The organism is Acinetobacter pittii (genome assembly GCF_034067285.1).
In the GTDB taxonomy this organism is placed as follows: Bacteria; Pseudomonadota; Gammaproteobacteria; order Pseudomonadales; family Moraxellaceae; genus Acinetobacter; species Acinetobacter pittii_E.
On record NZ_CP139286.1, the window covers coordinates 3,347,733 to 3,366,782 of the forward strand.

The window sequence follows — 19,050 nt, forward strand, 5'->3', positions numbered from 1 at the left end:
TCTTTTCTACTCATTGAAAACAGTTATAAAAGTTTATTGAATCTAAAGAATCATCTTTCAAAAATTAATGAATAAAAACTTCGACTAGTTCAAGCTTTGGCGAATGGACCAAGACCAGAGCATCATTTTCTCAGGTAGTAATTTTAGATAACAAAAGTATAATTTTTTATATACCAATTATAAACATATGAGCATAGGTAGGCAGATGTCAGTCATACATACATCTCCAAAATTTTCGGGGTTTTTTCGACGATTAGTCGAAGAAAAACATGTGTCGGCAGCGACCATGCAAACAGCGTTAGATGCAGCAAAAAGAGCTAAACGGGATACGGTTGCGTACCTAATTGAAGAGGTTCATCTCTCCCCTTCTTTATTAGCTGAAACTATTTCTATTGAATTTGCTGAACCATATTTTGATCTGGATGTTTACGATACCAGCCAAATTCCTAAAAATTTGGTTGACCAGAAACTGATTTTAAAACATCGGGTCTTGCCTCTTATACAAAGAGGACAGATTTTATATGTCGCGACCAGCAATCCGAGTAATATTGAAGCAATTGATGCGATTCGCTTCAATAGCAAGCTGATGGTTGAGCCAGTTATTGTCGAGCACCATAAGCTTGAGAAAATTCTGACGCAGCAATTTACCGAAGAAAGCAGTTTCGAGTTTAGTGATGAAGAGTTTGATCTTGATGTAGACCTTGAAGCTCCATCTTCACAAGAAGAGGAGGAAGAAACACCTCAAGGCGATGAAGCACCTATTGTTAAATATATTAATAAATTACTCATAGATGCGATTCGTATGGGAGCTTCAGACTTACATTTTGAACCCTATGAGAAATCATATCGGGTTCGTTACCGAGTCGATGGTGTATTACGGCAGATTGCAAATCCGCCTTTACAGTTGGCTAACCGTTTAGCTTCACGTTTGAAAGTCATGTCTCAAATGGACATTTCCGAAAAACGGGTGCCTCAAGATGGTCGTATCAAACTTAAGCTCTCAAAAACTAAAGCAATCGATTTTCGTGTGAACTCACTTCCAACCTTGTTTGGCGAAAAACTGGTTCTGCGTATTCTCGATCCATCTAGCGCGATGCTCGGAATTGATGCTTTAGGATATGAAGAAGATCAGAAAGCTCTTTTTTTAGAAGCACTGGATAAACCACAAGGCATGCTTTTAATTACAGGTCCTACAGGTTCCGGTAAAACGGTATCTTTATATACGGGCTTAAATATTTTAAATACTGAAAGTTCGAATATTTCCACCGCCGAAGATCCAGTTGAAATTAACCTTGAAGGAATTAATCAGGTTAACGTCAACCCGAAAGTAGGTCTAACTTTTTCTGCTGCACTTAAATCATTTTTACGTCAAGATCCGGACATTATTATGGTCGGTGAGATTCGTGATTTAGAAACGGCTGAAATTGCGATTAAGGCTGCACAAACTGGTCACATGGTCATGTCCACACTGCATACCAATAGTGCTCCAGAAACATTGACTCGCCTACGCAATATGGGTGTTCCATCCTTTAATATCGCAACATCAGTCAACTTGGTTATTGCACAGCGTTTAGCACGTCGGCTATGCCCACAGTGTAAAATACCTGCTGACATTCCTAAACAGAGCCTATTAGAAATGGGCTTTACCAAACAAGATCTGACTCATCCCGATTTTCAAGTTTTCCAACCTATCGGTTGTACTGAGTGTCGTGAAGGCTATAAAGGTCGAGTAGGTATTTATGAGGTAATGAAAGTTACACCTGAAATTTCCAAGATTATTATGGAAGATGGCAATGCTTTAGAAATCGCTGCTGCTTCTGAAAAACTGGGGTTTAATAATCTGCGTCGTTCAGGATTAAAGAAAGTCATGCAAGGTGTTACTTCTTTACAAGAAGTCAACCGCGTGACCAGTGAATAAAAGACAATTTAAAAATAAGGATAATTCATGACTGTCAAAAAGGCACAAATGATGCCGACTTTTGCTTATGAAGGGGTTGACCGTAAGGGCGTAAAAATTAAGGGAGAACTTCCGGCTAAGAATATGGCCTTAGCCAAAGTCACCCTACGCAAACAAGGGGTAACTGTCCGTAACATTCGGGAAAAGCGTAAAAATATTCTTGAAGGTTTATTCAAGAAGAAAGTATCGACACTCGATATCACGATTTTCACCCGTCAACTTGCAACAATGATGAAAGCCGGGGTTCCACTGGTACAAGGCTTTGAAATTGTAGCAGAAGGTCTAGAAAACCCAGCTATGCGCGAGGTAGTACTCGGTATTAAAGGAGAAGTTGAAGGTGGTAGTACCTTTGCTTCAGCTTTAAGAAAGTATCCTCAACACTTCGATAACTTGTTTTGTTCTCTTGTAGAGTCTGGTGAACAATCTGGTGCACTTGAAACCATGTTGGACCGCGTGGCAATTTACAAAGAAAAAAGTGAATTGCTTAAGCAGAAAATCAAAAAAGCTATGAAATATCCTGCAACGGTTATTGTAGTTGCTGTGGTTGTTACTATTATTTTGATGGTTAAAGTAGTTCCCGTCTTCCAAGATCTGTTTTCTTCTTTTGGCGCAGATTTACCTGCATTCACCCAAATGGTTGTGAATATGTCGAAATGGATGCAGGAATACTGGTTCATTATGATTATTGCGATTGGGACAATTATTGCTGCATTTCTCGAAGCTAAAAAGCGTAGTAAAAAGTTTCGTGATGGCTTAGATAAACTTACCCTGAAACTGCCTATCTTTGGTGATCTGGTTTATAAGGCGATTATTGCCCGCTATAGCCGTACTTTAGCCACCACGTTTGCCGCAGGTGTCCCGCTCATTGATGCGCTTGAATCAACTGCTGGTGCTACTAACAATATTATTTATGAACAAGCCGTCATGAAAATTCGTGAAGATGTCGCCACAGGCCAACAACTTCAATTTGCAATGCGTGTTTCAAATCGTTTTCCATCGATGGCTATACAAATGGTCGCAATTGGTGAAGAATCTGGTGCACTAGACAGCATGCTCGATAAAGTGGCCACTTACTATGAAAATGAAGTGGATAATGCCGTTGATGGTTTAACTTCTATGATGGAACCTTTAATCATGGCAATTTTAGGGGTGCTCGTGGGCGGTTTAGTGATTGCTATGTATCTTCCAATTTTCCAAATGGGTTCAGTTGTATAATGCAAGACATCATTGCGTATTTTATTCAAAACTTATCTGCACTCTATATTGCAGTTGCACTCGTGAGCCTATGTATTGGTAGCTTCTTGAATGTGGTGATTTATCGCACCCCAAAAATGATGGAACAAGATTGGCAGCAAGAATGTCAAATGTTGCTTAATCCTGAGCAACCCATCATTGAGCATGAAAAACTAACATTAAGTAAACCTGCTTCATCATGTCCAGAGTGCCATCAACCTATCCATTGGTATCAAAATATTCCTGTCATAAGCTGGTTGATGTTAAGAGGAAAATGTGGTCATTGCCAGCATCCTATTAGCATTCGTTATCCAGCGGTTGAACTACTCACCATGCTATGTTCATTGGTAGTCGTCATGGTGTTTGGCCCAACCCTACAAATGCTTTGGGGGTTAGTACTCACTTGGACCTTAATTGCTTTGACATTTATAGACTTTGATACTCAGCTGCTCCCCGACCGTTTTACCTTGCCTTTGGCTGCACTCGGCTTAGGCATTAACACCTTTAATATTTATACCTCGCCTAACTCAGCTATTTGGGGATATTTAATCGGTTTTTTATGCCTTTGGATTGTTTATTACTTATTTAAAGTGATTACAGGCAAAGAAGGTATGGGCTACGGCGACTTTAAATTGCTTGCTGCCTTAGGCGCATGGATGGGGCCATTGATGCTGCCATTAATTGTGCTATTGTCATCTTTACTAGGTGCAATTATTGGCATCATTTTATTAAAGTTACGTAATGACAATCAGCCCTTTGCTTTTGGGCCCTATATTGCCATTGCGGGTTGGGTTGCCTTTTTATGGGGTGACCAGATTATGAAAATTTATTTGGGAGGTTAAGATGGCTTTTATTCTGGGAATCACAGGTGGAATTGGCAGTGGAAAATCTGCAGCAACACAATGGTTTGAATCCCAAGGAATCCAAGTCGTCGATGCCGACATTGTTGCTCGCGAAGTGGTTGAAAAAGGCCAACCTGCCCTTCAAAAAATTCAACAAACTTTTGGAGATTGGGTGCTTCAATCCGACGGCAATCTAGACCGTCGTGCCTTACGTGAATATATTTTTCAAAACCCTGAAGCAAGACAGACCCTTGAGAAAATCACACATCCAGCCATTCGCCAATCTATTATTCAACAGCTACAAAACCCTAAAAGCCCGTATGTGATTTTAGTTTCACCACTACTTTTTGAAACCAACCAGCATGAGCTGGTTAACCACACCTTATTAGTTGATGCGAGTGAACAAACTCAAATACAGCGTGCAAGCCAACGCGATGGGCAAAACCAAGAACAAATTCAGAAAATTATTGCCGCACAAATGCCACGCGAGCGCAAACGTGAACTTGCCAATGACATTGTGTTTAATGACGGACTACTCGAGCATTTATATCAGCAATTAGAGCCTTTACATCAAAGCTATTTGAAACGTACAAACTAATCTTGCTTATTTTGCTGCTGAATCTTTTGCGCCAAGCTATCTTGTCGAAACCAGCGCCAAGGTTGTAAGGCACCAATTCCCATTCCGACCAAGCCCACAACAATCGATGGGCTTAATGACTCGCCAAGTAAAGGTACAGCTAAAATGGCAGCAATAAACGGCGCTAAAGTAACAATACTTCCCGTTTTGAAAGCACCAAGTCTTTGGATAGCTGCAACATAGGTTAATGTCGCAATAATCACGACAAATACACCGTGGAAAATGCCTTGTATCGCTAGATGAACAGGACTGACTTCCATGAAATGTTTAGGTAAAAATAAAGCATAGATGGGTAAGTAAATAATTGCAGACCAAATCGCTACACTTGCCATAGAGTGCCATGCGGAAAGTTTCCACTGTTTAAGTAATACAGTGAAAATGCCCCACCAAATCGCACTAATAAAAAGAAGTAAATCCCCCACGCCAAAAGCAGAAGCATTACCTTGCAACATCAAAACGCTCATGAGAGCCAAGGCAGTGATCATAATGGCCAGACTAATCCATGTATGTTTATCAAATGGTTGCCTAAATAAAATGTATGCCGCAATTGCAGTACAAATAGGAATACAACCATTTAAAAAAATTGCAGCGTGCGCAGCAGGCGCGTAGAGAAACGCTGTGTAGACGGTAAGACAATAAATGACCCCGCCAATGAGCGCCAAAATAACGGCGTGCTTACTCCATAAAAAAGCGAGATCTTTCTTATAGATCAGAATAGGCATCAAAATTAGGAAAGCAATAGCAAAGCGCAGTGCAGCAATGTCCCAGGCACTGATGTGCCACTGTGCATTTAAACGGGCAAAAAGTGTAAACCCGCCCCAAATGCACATGGTCACCAATACAAAAAAATAACCTTGCTTACGGGGAGACATATCAAGACTGCTTAGAAACTAGAAAGGCAGCTAGATTATACCTCAGAACGCTGACGACAAGCCTCATAAAGTGCCATACCCGTTGCCACGCTCACATTGAGGCTTTGTAAATTTCCAGACATCGGAATATAAACTTTATGGTCACACTGTGCCTGTGTAATTGGGCGCAAACCTGTATCTTCGGCTCCCATAACAATCACAACTGGGCCGGAGAAGTCACATTTTTGAATTGGCATTGCACTTTCATCAAGCATAGTACCAATCACACGCGTATGAGTCGTCTCTTTCAAATGGGCTAATGTACGAGCCAAGTTTGTGACTTGAATGAATTTAACTTTTTCGGCTCCACCCGCTGCAACTTTACGCGCTGTGGGAGTTAAGCTTGCCGAACGATCACGAGGCACAATCACTGCTTGCACGCCCATTGCAGCGGCTGTACGAATGCAGGCCCCTAAGTTGTGCGGGTCTGTCACCTGATCTAGTGCCAATAACAATGCATCTGGGGTTTCAGCTAAAATCTGATCTAGATCTTTTTCATTTAAAGTCGGATGCGGACGTACTGCTGCAACTACACCTTGATGAAATGGTAGACCTGCGAGCTTTTCGAGACTATCACGGCTTGCTTTTTGTACACTGATTCCAAAAGGCTCTGCCAATTGCAAAATCTTTTGCAAACGCTGGTCATCCCGTCCTTTTAAAGTAAACAGGGTTAGCACACGTTCCGGCTCAAGTTCTAACAATGACTCCACTGAATGAACGCCATAATAATATTCCGGTTTTGCCATGCATGACCTCTAACAACGTTTGAGCAAAAAAATAAAAATCCTGCAAAGCCAACTTCACAGGATTTCTTTGGACATAGTGTACCCGATTTGAATAGGAATTTCTTAGCCTTCTAAATGGCACACATAATCGAGGACTTCATCAGTTTCGATTTTAAAAAGACTATTACCAGGCACATAAAATGATTGGCCTGCACGGAACAACTCACTTTCAGTGCTGTCCGCAATCGTTACGCGACATTCGCCTGAAATAATTTCCATACGCTCAGGAACATGCGTCTCAAAAGTTAAAGCCTGCTCAGTCGGCAAAATAACACCTAATGTTTTTTTAGTTCCATCTTCAAATTGCACGGTATGGCTAATACAAGCTCCGCCAAAATAAACGTTTGATTTTTTGATGACCGTTACATGATCAAATTGGGTTGAACTCATGCACACTCTCCAGATAATGCCGTATTTATATAAATTATGATGAATGTAGTTTAATTGTGCCTAAATAACTAATCAATCAGTTTTCATACGGATAGACTTGTAATTTCCACTGCTCTGCCTGAATTTTTTTGGCAAAAGCATGAGGTAAGTTAATCTCAATATTTCGACTAGTAGACACAATTGCATCGTATCTGCAAACTTCGACCTGATTTTCATCTAGGAGTATCCAACACACTTTCTGCGCGGTTGGATGAGCAACTGCTGTAGCAATTACCGGTGAACCGTCATTCATCCCTACATGAAAACTTTCACTGTCGTTTTGCATTAACGCCAGATCATAAGCTGGAAAATCGATAGCCTCCGGATCAAATTGCTGACTGTCGTGTATCAGCACACTTTGTTTTAAGGTCGGCCAAATACAGTAACGCAAATAATGCTGATCCATCACCCGGTTATCCAGATAACGTCCGGTGGCAACATAATCTCTGATATGTGCTTCAATATTATGAAAAATCCCCGTACATCCGGCCCACATTCCAGCCAAAACCAACTCAGTATGAGAATAATTATCTCGCATCAAGTGAAACCATTTATCACTTTTGAGCCATGCATCTACAGCCGCTTTTTCACGATGCGACACAATAGAGTCGGCATCTCGTATCAAAAAACGCTTAATTGTCGGGTCATCCATCACCAAAAAGCGCCAAAACAGGCCAGATAGTTGTTTCTGAGAATCTGTAACTTGGATGACTTGTGCACCTTTCTCTTTTAAGCGCTGTTGTACAAGTACTGGCACACTTTCATCGACATAAAATCGACATGTCCATTCTGGATAAATCTGTTTGGCAAGCTGAGTATTTAAAATAGAGGTTTCACAATAACGGGGGTTCGCTCCAAATAATGAAAAAGCAATAATATTCTCTTGAGGATTTGCACTAAACTCAGGTGGTGCATGATCCGGAATCGATAAGATAGGTTCGCTCTTCGCTAATTCTTTTTTAGTTGCAATTGCCAAGCGCCCAAATTTAATCGTTTCTTCTTTTTTATTTAAATGGTGGCAAACTTCTGTAAGTCCATCATATAAGTTCGTATTTACGTTAGCTCCACTGGCCTGAATCGCTTGTAAATAATGTTGATAGGCATCGTTATAACGGCCTAAGCGTAATTCGGTATAAGCTAAATCTGACAAGGCACCTGGATGCTTAGGAACTAAGCTAACAGCTTGTTTAACATGTTGATAAGCTTTGGCATAATTCCCTTGTGCTGCGGCTTGTTTAAATGCATTAAAATGCTGATTTAAAATTTTATTCATTTCCGCAGGGTTGTTTTTTTTATGGCGGTTCATCATCCCTATTGGTGGTTTCGGTAAGCTTAATGTTTTTTTCATTGTAAATATCCGCAATCTTGCTGTTCTATAATTTCAGTTAGAATAATAGATCACTTGTAGCAAATTCAAAACTTCTCTATCTTTAACCCATAATTTGGCGCGTTGGATGCGTTTATGCTCACACATTTAACTTTAATTAATTTTGCATTAGCTGATCATTTGGCTATTGATATAGAACAAGGATTTAATGTTCTAACAGGCGAAACAGGTGCCGGAAAATCATTATTACTGGATGCACTCTCTGCCTGCCTCGGGGAACGTACAGATACAAATTATGTCCGTTATGGTTCGGACAAAGCGGATATTACCGCTGTTTTTACCTATCAAAATAATAGTCCTGAAGCAAAATGGCTCCAAGACCACGAGCTAGATGATGATTCTGGGGAAATTCATTTACGTCGTGTTATTTTTGCAACTGGACGCAGCAAAGCTTGGGTCAATGGACGTCCAAGTAGCCTATCTGAACTTAAAGAGTTAGGACGCTTGCTGGTTCAACTCTATAGTCAACATAGTCAGCAACAACTTCTTGAACCGCCTTATCCAAAGCATTGGTTAGACCGTTATAACAATTTTTATGCTGAAGCAAATGATGTACGTGAAGCTTACAGCACATGGCAACGTACCATTCGTTTGCACCAAGCGGCTCTAGATGCACAAGCAACTCGTCTACAACGCATTGGTACTTTAGAACATCAAATTGAAGAACTCGAAGAGGTCATTCAAACCGACTATAAAGAAATTGAGCAAGAGTTTGATCGGCTAAGTCATCATGAACATATCATGCAAGACTGTAGCTATAGCTTAAATGTTTTAGATGAAGCTGAGCAGAATATTACTCAAGAAATGTCTTCGATTATTCGCCGTCTAGAGTCTCACGCGGGGCGTAGCGAACAACTTTCTGAGATTTATAATTCTTTACTCAATGCTCAAAGTGAAATAGATGATGCAACAGCAAACTTGCGTCAATTTATTGATCGTCAAAGCTTTGACCCTGAACGAATGGAAGAACTTAACTCTAAACTTGAAGTTTTCCATCGTTTGGCTCGTAAATACCGCACTCAACCGGAAACACTTAAAGAAGAATATGAAGCTTGGCAGAGTGAGCTTGAGCAACTACATCAGCTTGAAGATCCAGAAACATTGGCAGAACAAGTTGAAAAGTCGCATGAAGAGTTCTTAGAGAAAGCTCAGCATTTAGACCATATTCGTCGTGAAGCTGCTGCTCCGCTTGCTAAACAATTAACTGAACAGGTTAAACCTTTAGCACTACCGGAGGCACACTTCGAGTTTAAGTTTGAGCCATTAGAGCAACCTACCGCTGAAGGCTTAAGTTTTATTCAGCTTCTATTTACGGCCAACAAAGGTATTCCACCACAACCACTAGCACGCGTCGCTTCAGGTGGAGAACTTTCACGTATTGCATTAGTTATGCAAGTCATGAATGCTGAAAAAACCGAAGCAGAAGTGTTGGTGTTTGATGAAATTGATGTCGGGATTAGTGGTGGAACCGCAGAAGTTGTGGGACGTTTACTTGCCGATTTAGCCCAACATGTTCAGCTCTTATGTATTACGCACCAAGCACAAGTTGCAGCACAGTCTGATCAGCATTTATTAGTGAAGAAACAACAAACTGACCCAGCCAGCAGTACAATTGTGGAACTAGACGAAAATCAAATCATTTTCGAGTTAGCACGTATGTCAGGCGGTGTTGAAATTAATGAAACAACCTTGCAACATGCAAAACAATTACGCCAACTTAAATTTCAGGCTTCTTCAAATTAATAAAGAAAATGAGTGAAAAAGATTGGCGAAATCCGATTAACTCTTGTATGTTGATAAAAAGAACCTATATAGATAAAAGGGTCGAGAGGCCCTCTAATGACATTTTTTGAGGGAGAACCGCTTAGGTGACCAAACAATATCTGACTCACCGTTGTCTGATTGCCCCGCCAGAAATGGCAGATGACTTTTTTGCAAACACTGTAATTTATCTTGCCCGTCATGATGAAGAAGGTGCTCAAGGCATTATTATTAATCGTCCTTCCGGTATCCAAATTAAAGAATTACTCAATGATCTCGACATTGAAGCAGACAATGTAAACCCACATGCGGTTTTACAAGGTGGCCCATTACGTCCCGAAGCTGGATTTGTTCTTCATACCGGACAACCAACATGGCATTCATCTATTGCTGTAGGTGAAAATGTTTGTATTACCACCAGTAAAGATATTCTGGATGCGATTGCCCATAATGAAGGCGTCGGTCGATATCAGATTGCTCTAGGCTATGCGAGCTGGAGCAAAAATCAGTTAGAAGATGAGATTACGCGTGGTGATTGGCTGATTTGTGATGCCGATATGGATCTAATTTTTAACCTACCTTACGACGACCGTTGGGATGCAGCTTATAAAAAAATCGGTGTAGATCGTGCGTGGTTAGCTTCTGAAATCGGACACGCTTAATGACCGAGACACCATCAAAATCGATTATGGCTTTTGACTTTGGTACTCAAAAAATGGGAATGGCGATTGGCCAGTCTTCAATTGAAAGTGCCAATCCCCTCCCTCTTTTTGTGATGAAAGATGGTATTCCAAACTGGGATCAGCTATTAAAAATCGTGAAAGAATGGCAACCTGATTTATTTTTGGTTGGTTTGCCTTTAAATATGGATGATAGCGAGTCAGAGCTCTCTACACGTGCCCGCAAATTTGCAAGACGTTTACGCCATCAAACCAACATAGAAACGTTGATGGTAGATGAGCGTTTAACTACACGTGAAGCACGAGAAGAACTAGGCTTCTACCAAGAGCAAGGTCGAGCCAAAAAACTCTCGGCAGATAGTTTTGCAGCAGCATTGCTCATCCAGAGTTGGTATCGAAATCCGGTCGGTTTAACACCGTAAAAATAAAAAAGGAAGGCTAAAGCCTTCCTTTTCTACTTCTCTTTTTATTTCTCGATAATATGTACAGTTGCCGTACGTCCAGAGACGAAAGCAAGCTGGTTTTTCGGTGTTTCATCTAATACGATTTTCACAGGCACACGCTGCGCTAAACGAACCCAGCTAAACGTTGGATTTACATTAGCAAGAAGTTTAGAGCTGCTTGAGCGTTCACGATCTTCAATACCCGATGCAATACCTTGTACATGGCCTTTAATTTTCTGGCTATCACCCATTAACTGTACACTGGCCTGATCACCTACATGAATACGGTTTAATTTAGTCTCTTCAAAATAACCCACCACATAGAGTTGTTTACGGTCAAGTAGTGCTGCAACAGCTTGTCCGACCTGAACATAGTTACCTGGGCGCATATCAAAGTTAGATAAAGTACCATCAGCTGGGGCAATCACCGCAGCACGATGCATATTAAGCTCGGCCAAATGCAAATTACTCGTAGCCGCCTCAATGAGAGCCTGTTGTTGTTTAACAGTTGCTTCTGCTTGCTGAATGGCAGCTTGGAGTTGCTCATGTTCAGCATGGGATTGATCACGTGTTGCGAAAACTTGATCTTGTTCTTGTTTAGAAATGGCGCCATCCATAAGATTTGAATAGCGGCTTGCGTTTTTCTCGGCTAATTTAATATTCGTATCAGATTTAATTAGGTTCGCTTTTGCTTGTGCTAAACCAGCTTGCGCTTGGGCAAAGGCTGCATTTGCTTTTGCTAAATCAGATTTTGCCTGTTCTACATCTAAAGCTCGGCGGGAAACATCGATTTTAAAGAGCACCTGACCTTTTTTCACAGTCTGGTTATCTTGAACCAATACTTCTGTAACAAGCCCTGCGACATCCGAAGATACTTGAATAACGTCACCACGAACTCGACCATCGCGTGTCCACGGCGCCGCATTATAGTAATTCCACAAATGCACAATGGTATAGACCGCCACCATTAATGCGACAATCAAAATTACTGGACGGATGACTTTTTTCAAATCCACCTGATTCATTTCACTCACCTAACTCAATCTTTAATTTCGCAAACATCTCTACGCACCGACCCCAACAAAAATTTGATGTATTACCAAAAGTAGTAACAGGTAAAAACACAAATTGAAAATACTAGGTAAAGCAATCCAGCCTTTTGCAATCAACTTGTTTGTCAAAGGGCTTAACCCTCGGAAACAGATATATGCCAAGAGTGCTTGAACGAGCAAAGAAGGCACATAAATACCATAAACATTAAACTCACCCATTTGCTGGGGCTCCTCTCAGGGTGCTGTTTTCACTCATTTGATCTGATGAAACATGACACATGCTATAAGCAATATTGTTCAGTGAAATGAGTAATCTTTGTCGCATAGTCATATCTTCAACATTGGAAGCAAGCTGTTTTAATTCAAATAACGCTCGGTAGATTTTCTCTACTAAGGCTGTTGTATCGTTTCTGTCATTTTCTTTGGCTCTAAACAGCTCATCCAGATTTTGTTGCAAATCACCAATATGCTGAGTGAGTTCGGATGTTTGAGGGAACTGATTAGCTAACTCTTGCAGTCGGCTTAAATCGACAATACTACTCGACTCAATCAATGCTTGTTGAATTGAGGTTTTAATCTCGTTGGACTGCACCATTTTGCTGTTTAGAATCCCAATTCGATCCAGCATACTGCGTAGATGAACTTTAAAATCTAGGCCATACGGTAGATAAATCGCTTGTCGCATAGCACGATAATGCAATGCTAAAATACGGCTTGCACTCGTGTCTGGTGACATGGCACGAACAACGTCAATGACAATCAAAGATACTAAAACACCTAAGATCATGGCGAATGAACTATCAAGATAAGACACTGCATCCATGCTATAAGCATTGTGCAAGTTTAGTCCCATCATGGTATTAATACCCAATACCATACCTACCGGCATCAGCATTTGGTTGGCCATCATCGACACTGCGAATAAGAACATTGGCAACAAAACCAGTCCAAGTTCCCAAAATGTGGTGACATGCGGGAAAATACCAAATGCATAAACGAAGACTAAAACTGCTGAAGCAATACTGCCCCAGATAAAAATACGCAAAACTGGCACCGGGTTATCTAAGGCCGTTAAAATACAAGCCGTTACTGCACCCATTTGTGCCATCATAAATCCAGCTTTCCACCCCGACACAATCCAGACGCCAGTCACAATAAAAGTAATAAGGACTGCACTAATACCACCACGTATCGCCACACCATGGTCACGGTGTAAACTTGGATATTTGGTGGTCATTGGAGTAATGTTGTCAGGAATTTCTTTATTACCTTGCTGAATTCGCTGCCACAAAACTTTAACGGCTAACACATTGCTAATGAAATGGCGCACATCCATTTTCATAGCTGCAACCAAAACTTGTTGATGTGTAGAAGCCGACTCCATCAAACTTGTGAAGTCGCTTTCAAACTCAGCAGGCAACTGCAAAATATTTTCATCAACAATTAGATCTTTTTGCTCTAAAAACTGAACAACATGAGCTGAAAGCTGCTGCAATTTATCTGCATGAGTCTCGATAAACCGAAGTTCTTGAAGCTGCTTAATACGCTCAGATAAAGCGACCAGATTAGCCACCACCATTGAGATTTGATGAAGCATTTCTTGCAATGGTTTGGTCATACCATGCAGTTCGCCCTTTTCATAGCTCAAATGTACTGCCAAGGCATGAATATCGGTGGTGTCACGAGTGATGGCAGCCAGAAGCTGAGTATTGTTTTGCTGCGAATCTGTAGTTAATAAATTAGCAAACAGATTTTCTGTATCTTTGAGGGTTTTGATCACCCGCTGTTTAATTGCCGAACCAATATGCATTGGAAGAATCGTGGCAGACACCACGGCACTTGAAATTACACCAATCGAGATTTCTATGACCCGAGCTAAAGCAATATCAAATATATTGTATTGATCAATATAGGTAATTGCATTGAAGACGATCATGGCTGTCGAATAACCCGCCAGCATAAAAGCATAACTACGTGGAGTACGATCGAGTAGCGACACATAAAGCGCAAACCCCACCCACAACGACAACACCACGGTAAATATCCAAGGTGTATTAATTAGATGTGGCGTTAGCGTTAAGGCAATTACAGCCCCACCAATCGTCCCTACCACTCGGTAGACACATTTAGAGGAAACCATTCCTGAATATGGATTGGCAATAATCAGGACTGTACCAATCGACCACATCGGGTTAATTAGATCTAATTCAAAAGAAACAAATAGTGCCAACATTCCGGCAATAAATGTTTTTAAGGCAAAGATCAGATCAAGCCTACTCGGGCGGAACGCCAGTATTTGCTTTAATAACATGAACTCATCTCAAATACAGATTTGAACTGATGAGCATGCCCTTCAATGTTTGATTGCCTTTCTAAAGACAACACAACTTTGCCATTTGCTTAAAAGCAAATGATATGAGGAGCATCCTTCAATACAATGATTTTTCCACATCTCGCCTGATTGGCCGAGATGATTTCAGTTTGGGCGCTATTTAAACGGCCAAGCTTTGGAAAGAAGAGGTATCAAGAAACCTGCCCAGAACAGACCAATTTCTCGATTAGATATTTTGTTTGGCAATTTTTTCAAAATAAAGTGTTTTAGTCAACTAAAATATCTCTATTTGATAATTTGATATATTTTTTAATTATCGTATATGATGTATAAGCCCAGAGAAGTTTTCTCTTTGTCAGAGTAAAATACTCACATCAAGCATTTATTTTAGAATTGAGACAAATCTTCTTTTTTTCTGTTATAAAAACTCAAAGATGACTCGTTGTTAAAGGATACGAACAAGACACTATGGCAATTTCAAGTTTTGGCAAAATTTTAACTGTACTGGACCTATTTTCGGTTTCGCGTCCAATCATTAATGTCGATATTATTTGCGAAGAACTTGGCTTGTCCAAACCAACGAGTTACCGTTACCTCAAAGAGCTAGTATCGGCTGATCTATTAAAGCGTATTAATGGGACCTCTGGCGATTATACCTTAGGCTCAAAAATTGCAGTTCTTGACTATATCTCTAGAACAACCGACCCACTGGTTCAGATCAGCACACCGTTTATGCGAAATATTGTAGAACGTACCGAACTGTGCTGTTTGCTTACTTATTTAAATGATGACTATTGCATTGACATACATCATGAAATATTTAAAGACACTGAATTACTTTCATATGGCCGAGGTTGCCCAAGACCGATTTACGTTGGATCATCTCCAAAAACAATGGTTTCGCATTTAAGTAAACAACGAATGCAGGACTACTACCACCGTTATCAGCAAGAATTAAAACAATCAGGCTTTGCTGAAGATGAACCAAGCTTTATTCAGCGTATGCGTAAAATTAAAAAACAAGGGTTCTATTTCTCACAAGGTGAGATTGATCCGAATGTTTCAGGTCTTGCCGTTCCTGTTCGATTTTCAACCAAAGAAGTACCTTTAGCTTTGACTTTAGTCGCCTCTAAGAATCGTTTTGATTTTTTAAATGTTGAAAAGCTCATTGAAATTTTGCAAGAAAATGCAGCACTTATTGAACAACGTTTTATGGAATTATCTGAAAAAGGTGAAATCTAAAACTCCATCTTATGATAATTTAAACTTTTCTTACACTTTAAAACATTGAATATATCACAATATTCTCATATTATGATTTTAGCTCCTATTGGTGATTCTTTTCATCAGCAGCTCATCAATAGAAGCATCCCCCTCAGAGGAATAAGCTCATGCTGCCATCATGAGCTTTTTTCTTGCCCGCTTTTTTAAGGAAGGTTATAAAAACTGAAATTGCCGAAAAGTAAGGTTAATACGCGGTTGTAAAATCTTTGTTGAGCGATTTAAACGGTGTTGCCAATATTGTTGAGTCTCACCACGCATCACAATGAGTTGGCCTGGCTGTAGCCACAATTCAACTTTCTCTTTACTTTGAATATGTCTAAAAGAAAATTTTCGGGTAGCACCAAAGCTTAAAGAAGCGATTGTGGTTGTTCTTGCCAAAGACACATCTGAGTCACTATGCCAAGCCATTCCTTGAGTCCCATCTTCATAAAGATTTGCCAAACAAGAATTAAATTTTTCTGAAAGTATTTGTTCTACCTGTTGTTTTAGTTTGGCAAGTGCTTTGTCCCAAGGTAAAGAATCACGTGCGACACCCGAATATTTATATTGATAGTAGTCATCTCCATACCATGCAACTTTTCGAGCTGTAATAAAGTGCTTGCCATACAACTTAGCCTCGTCATGTTTCCACGCGAGGTGTTGATAAAGATAGTGAAAATATTGTTCAGCTTCTTCAGGGCTTAAAATACAACCATAGTCCTGAACTTCACCATCGTAGGGTAATAAATTCTCACAAGGCTCTGGAGAAAATAAATCCAAGGTCATACAGTTTCTCCGTGTTGCTTTGACATCTCCCAAGCTAACAATGCCAATTTACGCCCTTTTTGCCAATGATATTCTCCGACCATTCCTGTTGCGCGGATCACTCGATGGCAAGGAATCAAATATGCAATCGGATTTTGTCCAATTGCGGTAGCAACGGCTCTAACTGCTTTAGGCTTGCCAATTTGCTCTGCAATATCTTGGTAAGTCCGAAGTTGCCCTTCTGGAATGGTGAGCAAAGCTTCCCATACTTGTAGCTGAAATGGGGTGCCAGCCAAATTAAGAGGAAGTTTTTGCTGTAAGTGTTCTGAAAAATCCTGTTCAAACCACTTTGCAATTTGTTGATGCCAAATCGGTGACTGATTTTTTAATTGAGCTTTCGGAAAAGACTGTTGAATGAGATGTTCAATATTCTCGTGAGTTTCGATAAATCGAATAGAACATATGCCTTTTTCACTACTGACCACCAACAACTCACCAAATGGGCTTGTCTCAACCGAATAATTAAGAATAACGCCTTCGCCCTGCTGTTTATATTCACCGGGTGTCATCCCTTCAAGCTGAATAAACAGATCATGTAAACGACCAGTACCAGATAAACCCGTATTTAACGCAGTTTCTAATAAACTCCGTTGTTGCAACAGATAATATTTGGCCTGCTGCAAACTTATATATTGAACGAATTTTTTAGGGCTGATCCCTACCCATTCCTGAAACTGACGTTGGATATAACCTGAACTTAAATTCATATGACTCGCAACATCCTCCAGACTGGGTTGCTGGTCCAGATGTTCATATAAATATTCAATTACAGTGGCAATTACAGCAAATTGCCGAGAAGAAAGCATTTGCATGTGTCACCTCCTTAGCACTTATATCTTACATTAAAGTAGCCAAAGTCTTGTGACGACCCGATTCTTGCACTCTTCAAAAATAAAAAAGCCTTTCATTGTAGAAAGGCTTCATCATTCAATATGCACTTAAGGTTGCTTTAAATAAGGCCAAGCTGCTTTGAGATAAATAAACATAGACCATAAAGTTAAAATGACCGCTGTATATAACAAAGCATAGGCAAGCATTTCTAAAGGTTCCCAATTGAGTAAGAACACACTAATGGCAATCATCTGAAAGGCTGTTTTATATTTACCTACAGTCGATACTGCCACACTGGTGCGTGCACCCAGTTCAGCCATCCATTCACGTAAAGCAGAAACTGTAATTTCTCGTGAAATAATCACAATTGCTGCAAAAGCCATTGAAATGGTTGGGTTCCACTGTACTAAAACAATCAGTGCAGCCGCCACCATGAGCTTATCTGCAACTGGATCTAAGAAACGGCCAAATGCTGAAGTCTGGTTTAAAGTTCGTGCCAAATAGCCATCAAACCAATCGGTAATAGCAGCAAACACAAAAATAGCCGTCAAGATAATATGACGACTCATACTTCCTTCGTGCTCACCAATACCCATTGCAGGCGGCCAATACGCAATCACCAAAAATACAGGAATAAGCGCGATACGCGCCAACGTTAGGATATTTGGGATATTCAGGATTCGCCCTGTGGTCATAAACACCGCCAATTAAGTCTTCAAGCATCTTGTAACAGACAAAAATACTTTCTTCAATATTGTATCTATCTGTAACAGCCACTTTATACGAAATATATGAATCGAGGAAGTGGACTGCTCAAGTAAATACCGTAACAGTTTGCCGTAAAATTGCAATTAAATGATCATTTTGGTCCCAAAGATGGGCAGCTTCTGTGGAATAACCTTCACCCGCATATTCAGTTACCACTTTATATTTAAACCAGTCATACAATTGATGTTGAAACGGATGGACATAGGTAATGTGCCAAGTTAAAGAACTTGCAGGAGCAACTTGCTTAAACATCGGCAATACACCAGGTGGCCAAATATCCATCAAAACAATTAAATCTGGCAAAGTCATTTGACGATTTTCATGCTTCTCTGGAGAAAACCTTGACCATCCTCCAAAGTCAGCATACTGACTTCCTGTAACAGGATAGTGACCTTCTGCCCAGCATACATCAAAATGTTGATAGCATTCTGGCATTTGTCTAGCAAAAGGAATAGGTTGTAAATCTTCTGGTGGTGCATAAACTGGAACTCTAGGTTCTTGCCGCACATTAATACTCGATGCACGAGGTACACCAAAGCTCGCAACCAAAATGGTTTGTACCGCCCCATCTTGCCATAAACGGGTTTCAAGCGTAGTGACCGACTTACCTTCCCTTAAAATTTCAATAGTCAATTTAGCAGGCCCCTGCTGTACAGGCCCCACAAAAGTAATATTACAGCTTAATAATCTTTTATTTGGATCTTGAATATTGCAGCAGGCTTTTTGCATGAGTAATCCAGCGACAAGACCACCAAAAACGGTTCGCCCTTGTAACCACCCTTCAGGTATTTCAATCCATTCCTTTTGTTTTATTTCTTCAAATAATTGCAGTAATGACATTCACTTCCCTAAAGCACTCTGACTCTTGATGAAACATCTTTCATCATTTTAAAGGGAATGTGAATGGTCATTCT

At 40.3% G+C, this 19,050-nt stretch carries 19 protein-coding genes and 1 pseudogene; 8 read left to right on the forward strand and 12 right to left on the reverse strand.

What is annotated here, in order from left to right; all coding sequences use genetic code 11:
- The first annotated feature begins 205 nt into the window (after positions 1 to 205).
- From pilB to coaE, 4 genes are read left to right on the forward strand one after another with little or no spacing between them, the layout of a single operon-like run.
- The gene (gene pilB / locus SOI81_RS15770; protein ID WP_320540985.1) at positions 206 to 1,918 is read left to right on the forward strand and encodes a type IV-A pilus assembly ATPase PilB; all 1,713 of its coding nucleotides are present in this window, start codon (positions 206 to 208) and stop codon (positions 1,916 to 1,918) included.
- Between the two features lie 27 nt (positions 1,919 to 1,945).
- The gene (gene pilC / locus SOI81_RS15775) at positions 1,946 to 3,172 is read left to right on the forward strand and encodes a type II secretion system F family protein (RefSeq protein WP_320540986.1); all 1,227 of its coding nucleotides are present in this window, start codon (positions 1,946 to 1,948) and stop codon (positions 3,170 to 3,172) included.
- Positions 3,172 to 4,032, forward strand: a complete 861-nt coding sequence (locus SOI81_RS15780) for an A24 family peptidase (RefSeq protein WP_320540987.1) — start codon at positions 3,172 to 3,174, stop codon at positions 4,030 to 4,032. Before pilC ends, SOI81_RS15780 begins: the two co-directional genes overlap by 1 nt.
- 1 nt (position 4,033) lies before the next feature.
- Positions 4,034 to 4,630, forward strand: a complete 597-nt coding sequence (coaE, locus tag SOI81_RS15785) for a dephospho-CoA kinase (protein WP_062849621.1) — start codon at positions 4,034 to 4,036, stop codon at positions 4,628 to 4,630.
- Here coaE and SOI81_RS15790 read toward each other — a convergent pair.
- The 4 genes from SOI81_RS15790 to SOI81_RS15805 form a co-directional block, all read right to left on the reverse strand.
- On the reverse strand, positions 4,627 to 5,541 hold the full coding sequence (locus SOI81_RS15790; protein ID WP_016142379.1) for a DMT family transporter: 915 nt from the start codon (positions 5,539 to 5,541) through the stop codon (positions 4,627 to 4,629). The genes coaE and SOI81_RS15790 overlap by 4 nt on opposite strands.
- Positions 5,542 to 5,576: 35 nt before the next feature.
- The gene (gene rlmB, locus SOI81_RS15795; RefSeq protein ID WP_005079348.1) at positions 5,577 to 6,326 is read right to left on the reverse strand and encodes a 23S rRNA (guanosine(2251)-2'-O)-methyltransferase RlmB; all 750 of its coding nucleotides are present in this window, start codon (positions 6,324 to 6,326) and stop codon (positions 5,577 to 5,579) included.
- 102 nt (positions 6,327 to 6,428) lie between these two features.
- Entirely contained in the window at positions 6,429 to 6,755 is a 327-nt protein-coding gene (locus tag SOI81_RS15800) for a pyrimidine/purine nucleoside phosphorylase (RefSeq protein ID WP_004795031.1), read from the reverse strand.
- Between the two features lie 76 nt (positions 6,756 to 6,831).
- The gene (locus SOI81_RS15805; protein ID WP_320540988.1) at positions 6,832 to 8,142 is read right to left on the reverse strand and encodes a tetratricopeptide repeat protein; all 1,311 of its coding nucleotides are present in this window, start codon (positions 8,140 to 8,142) and stop codon (positions 6,832 to 6,834) included.
- 114 nt (positions 8,143 to 8,256) lie between these two features.
- Between SOI81_RS15805 and recN the strand changes: the two genes are divergently transcribed.
- From recN to ruvX, 3 genes are all read left to right on the forward strand, one after another.
- A complete protein-coding gene (gene recN, locus SOI81_RS15810) occupies positions 8,257 to 9,924 on the forward strand; it encodes a DNA repair protein RecN (RefSeq protein WP_016142382.1) in 1,668 nt (555 codons plus the stop codon).
- A gap of 125 nt (positions 9,925 to 10,049) precedes the next feature.
- On the forward strand, positions 10,050 to 10,604 hold the full coding sequence (locus tag SOI81_RS15815) for a YqgE/AlgH family protein (RefSeq protein ID WP_003654562.1): 555 nt from the start codon (positions 10,050 to 10,052) through the stop codon (positions 10,602 to 10,604).
- Positions 10,604 to 11,044 carry a Holliday junction resolvase RuvX gene (gene ruvX, locus SOI81_RS15820; protein ID WP_016142383.1) on the forward strand — a complete coding sequence of 147 codons (441 nt, stop codon included), beginning with the start codon at positions 10,604 to 10,606 and terminating at the stop codon, positions 11,042 to 11,044. The genes SOI81_RS15815 and ruvX overlap by 1 nt, the downstream gene beginning before the upstream one ends.
- A 44-nt stretch (positions 11,045 to 11,088) precedes the next feature.
- Here the strand turns inward: ruvX and ydhJ are convergent, their stop codons facing one another.
- The 4 genes and pseudogenes from ydhJ to SOI81_RS15840 all read right to left on the reverse strand — a co-directional run bounded on the left by ydhJ (position 11,089) and on the right by SOI81_RS15840 (position 14,550).
- The gene (ydhJ, locus tag SOI81_RS15825) at positions 11,089 to 12,090 is read right to left on the reverse strand and encodes an HlyD family secretion protein (protein WP_002114928.1); all 1,002 of its coding nucleotides are present in this window, start codon (positions 12,088 to 12,090) and stop codon (positions 11,089 to 11,091) included.
- Positions 12,091 to 12,129: 39 nt separating this feature from the next.
- Positions 12,130 to 12,336, reverse strand: coding sequence for a DUF1656 domain-containing protein (locus SOI81_RS15830; RefSeq protein WP_032054272.1), 207 nt, complete (start codon positions 12,334 to 12,336; stop codon positions 12,130 to 12,132).
- Positions 12,329 to 14,428 (reverse strand): FUSC family protein, encoded by a 2,100-nt coding sequence (locus SOI81_RS15835; RefSeq protein WP_320540989.1) that lies wholly within the window; start codon positions 14,426 to 14,428, stop codon positions 12,329 to 12,331. The genes SOI81_RS15830 and SOI81_RS15835 overlap by 8 nt, the downstream gene beginning before the upstream one ends.
- Positions 14,419 to 14,550 (reverse strand): annotated as a pseudogene (locus tag SOI81_RS15840) (hypothetical protein). The gene SOI81_RS15835 and the pseudogene SOI81_RS15840 overlap by 10 nt, the downstream one beginning before the upstream one ends.
- Positions 14,551 to 14,917: 367 nt before the next feature.
- Here SOI81_RS15840 and SOI81_RS15845 point away from each other — a divergent pair.
- On the forward strand, positions 14,918 to 15,691 hold the full coding sequence (locus tag SOI81_RS15845; RefSeq protein WP_016142387.1) for an IclR family transcriptional regulator: 774 nt from the start codon (positions 14,918 to 14,920) through the stop codon (positions 15,689 to 15,691).
- A 195-nt stretch (positions 15,692 to 15,886) separates the two neighbouring features.
- Here the strand turns inward: SOI81_RS15845 and SOI81_RS15850 are convergent, their stop codons facing one another.
- The 4 genes from SOI81_RS15850 to SOI81_RS15870 all read right to left on the reverse strand — a co-directional run bounded on the left by SOI81_RS15850 (position 15,887) and on the right by SOI81_RS15870 (position 18,976).
- Positions 15,887 to 16,498 (reverse strand): alpha-ketoglutarate-dependent dioxygenase AlkB family protein, encoded by a 612-nt coding sequence (locus SOI81_RS15850; RefSeq protein ID WP_016144153.1) that lies wholly within the window; start codon positions 16,496 to 16,498, stop codon positions 15,887 to 15,889.
- Complete coding sequence (locus SOI81_RS15855) at positions 16,495 to 17,349, reverse strand: methylated-DNA--[protein]-cysteine S-methyltransferase (protein ID WP_414017391.1); 855 nt, start codon at positions 17,347 to 17,349, stop codon at positions 16,495 to 16,497. The genes SOI81_RS15850 and SOI81_RS15855 overlap by 4 nt, the downstream gene beginning before the upstream one ends.
- Before the next feature lie 126 nt (positions 17,350 to 17,475).
- Positions 17,476 to 18,063: a CDP-diacylglycerol--glycerol-3-phosphate 3-phosphatidyltransferase gene (gene pgsA, locus SOI81_RS15865; protein WP_016142390.1), complete on the reverse strand. Its 588-nt coding sequence runs from the start codon at positions 18,061 to 18,063 to the stop codon at positions 17,476 to 17,478.
- A 118-nt stretch (positions 18,064 to 18,181) separates the two neighbouring features.
- A complete protein-coding gene (locus SOI81_RS15870) occupies positions 18,182 to 18,976 on the reverse strand; it encodes a thioesterase family protein (protein ID WP_320540990.1) in 795 nt (264 codons plus the stop codon).
- Between the last annotated feature and the right edge of the window lie 74 nt (positions 18,977 to 19,050).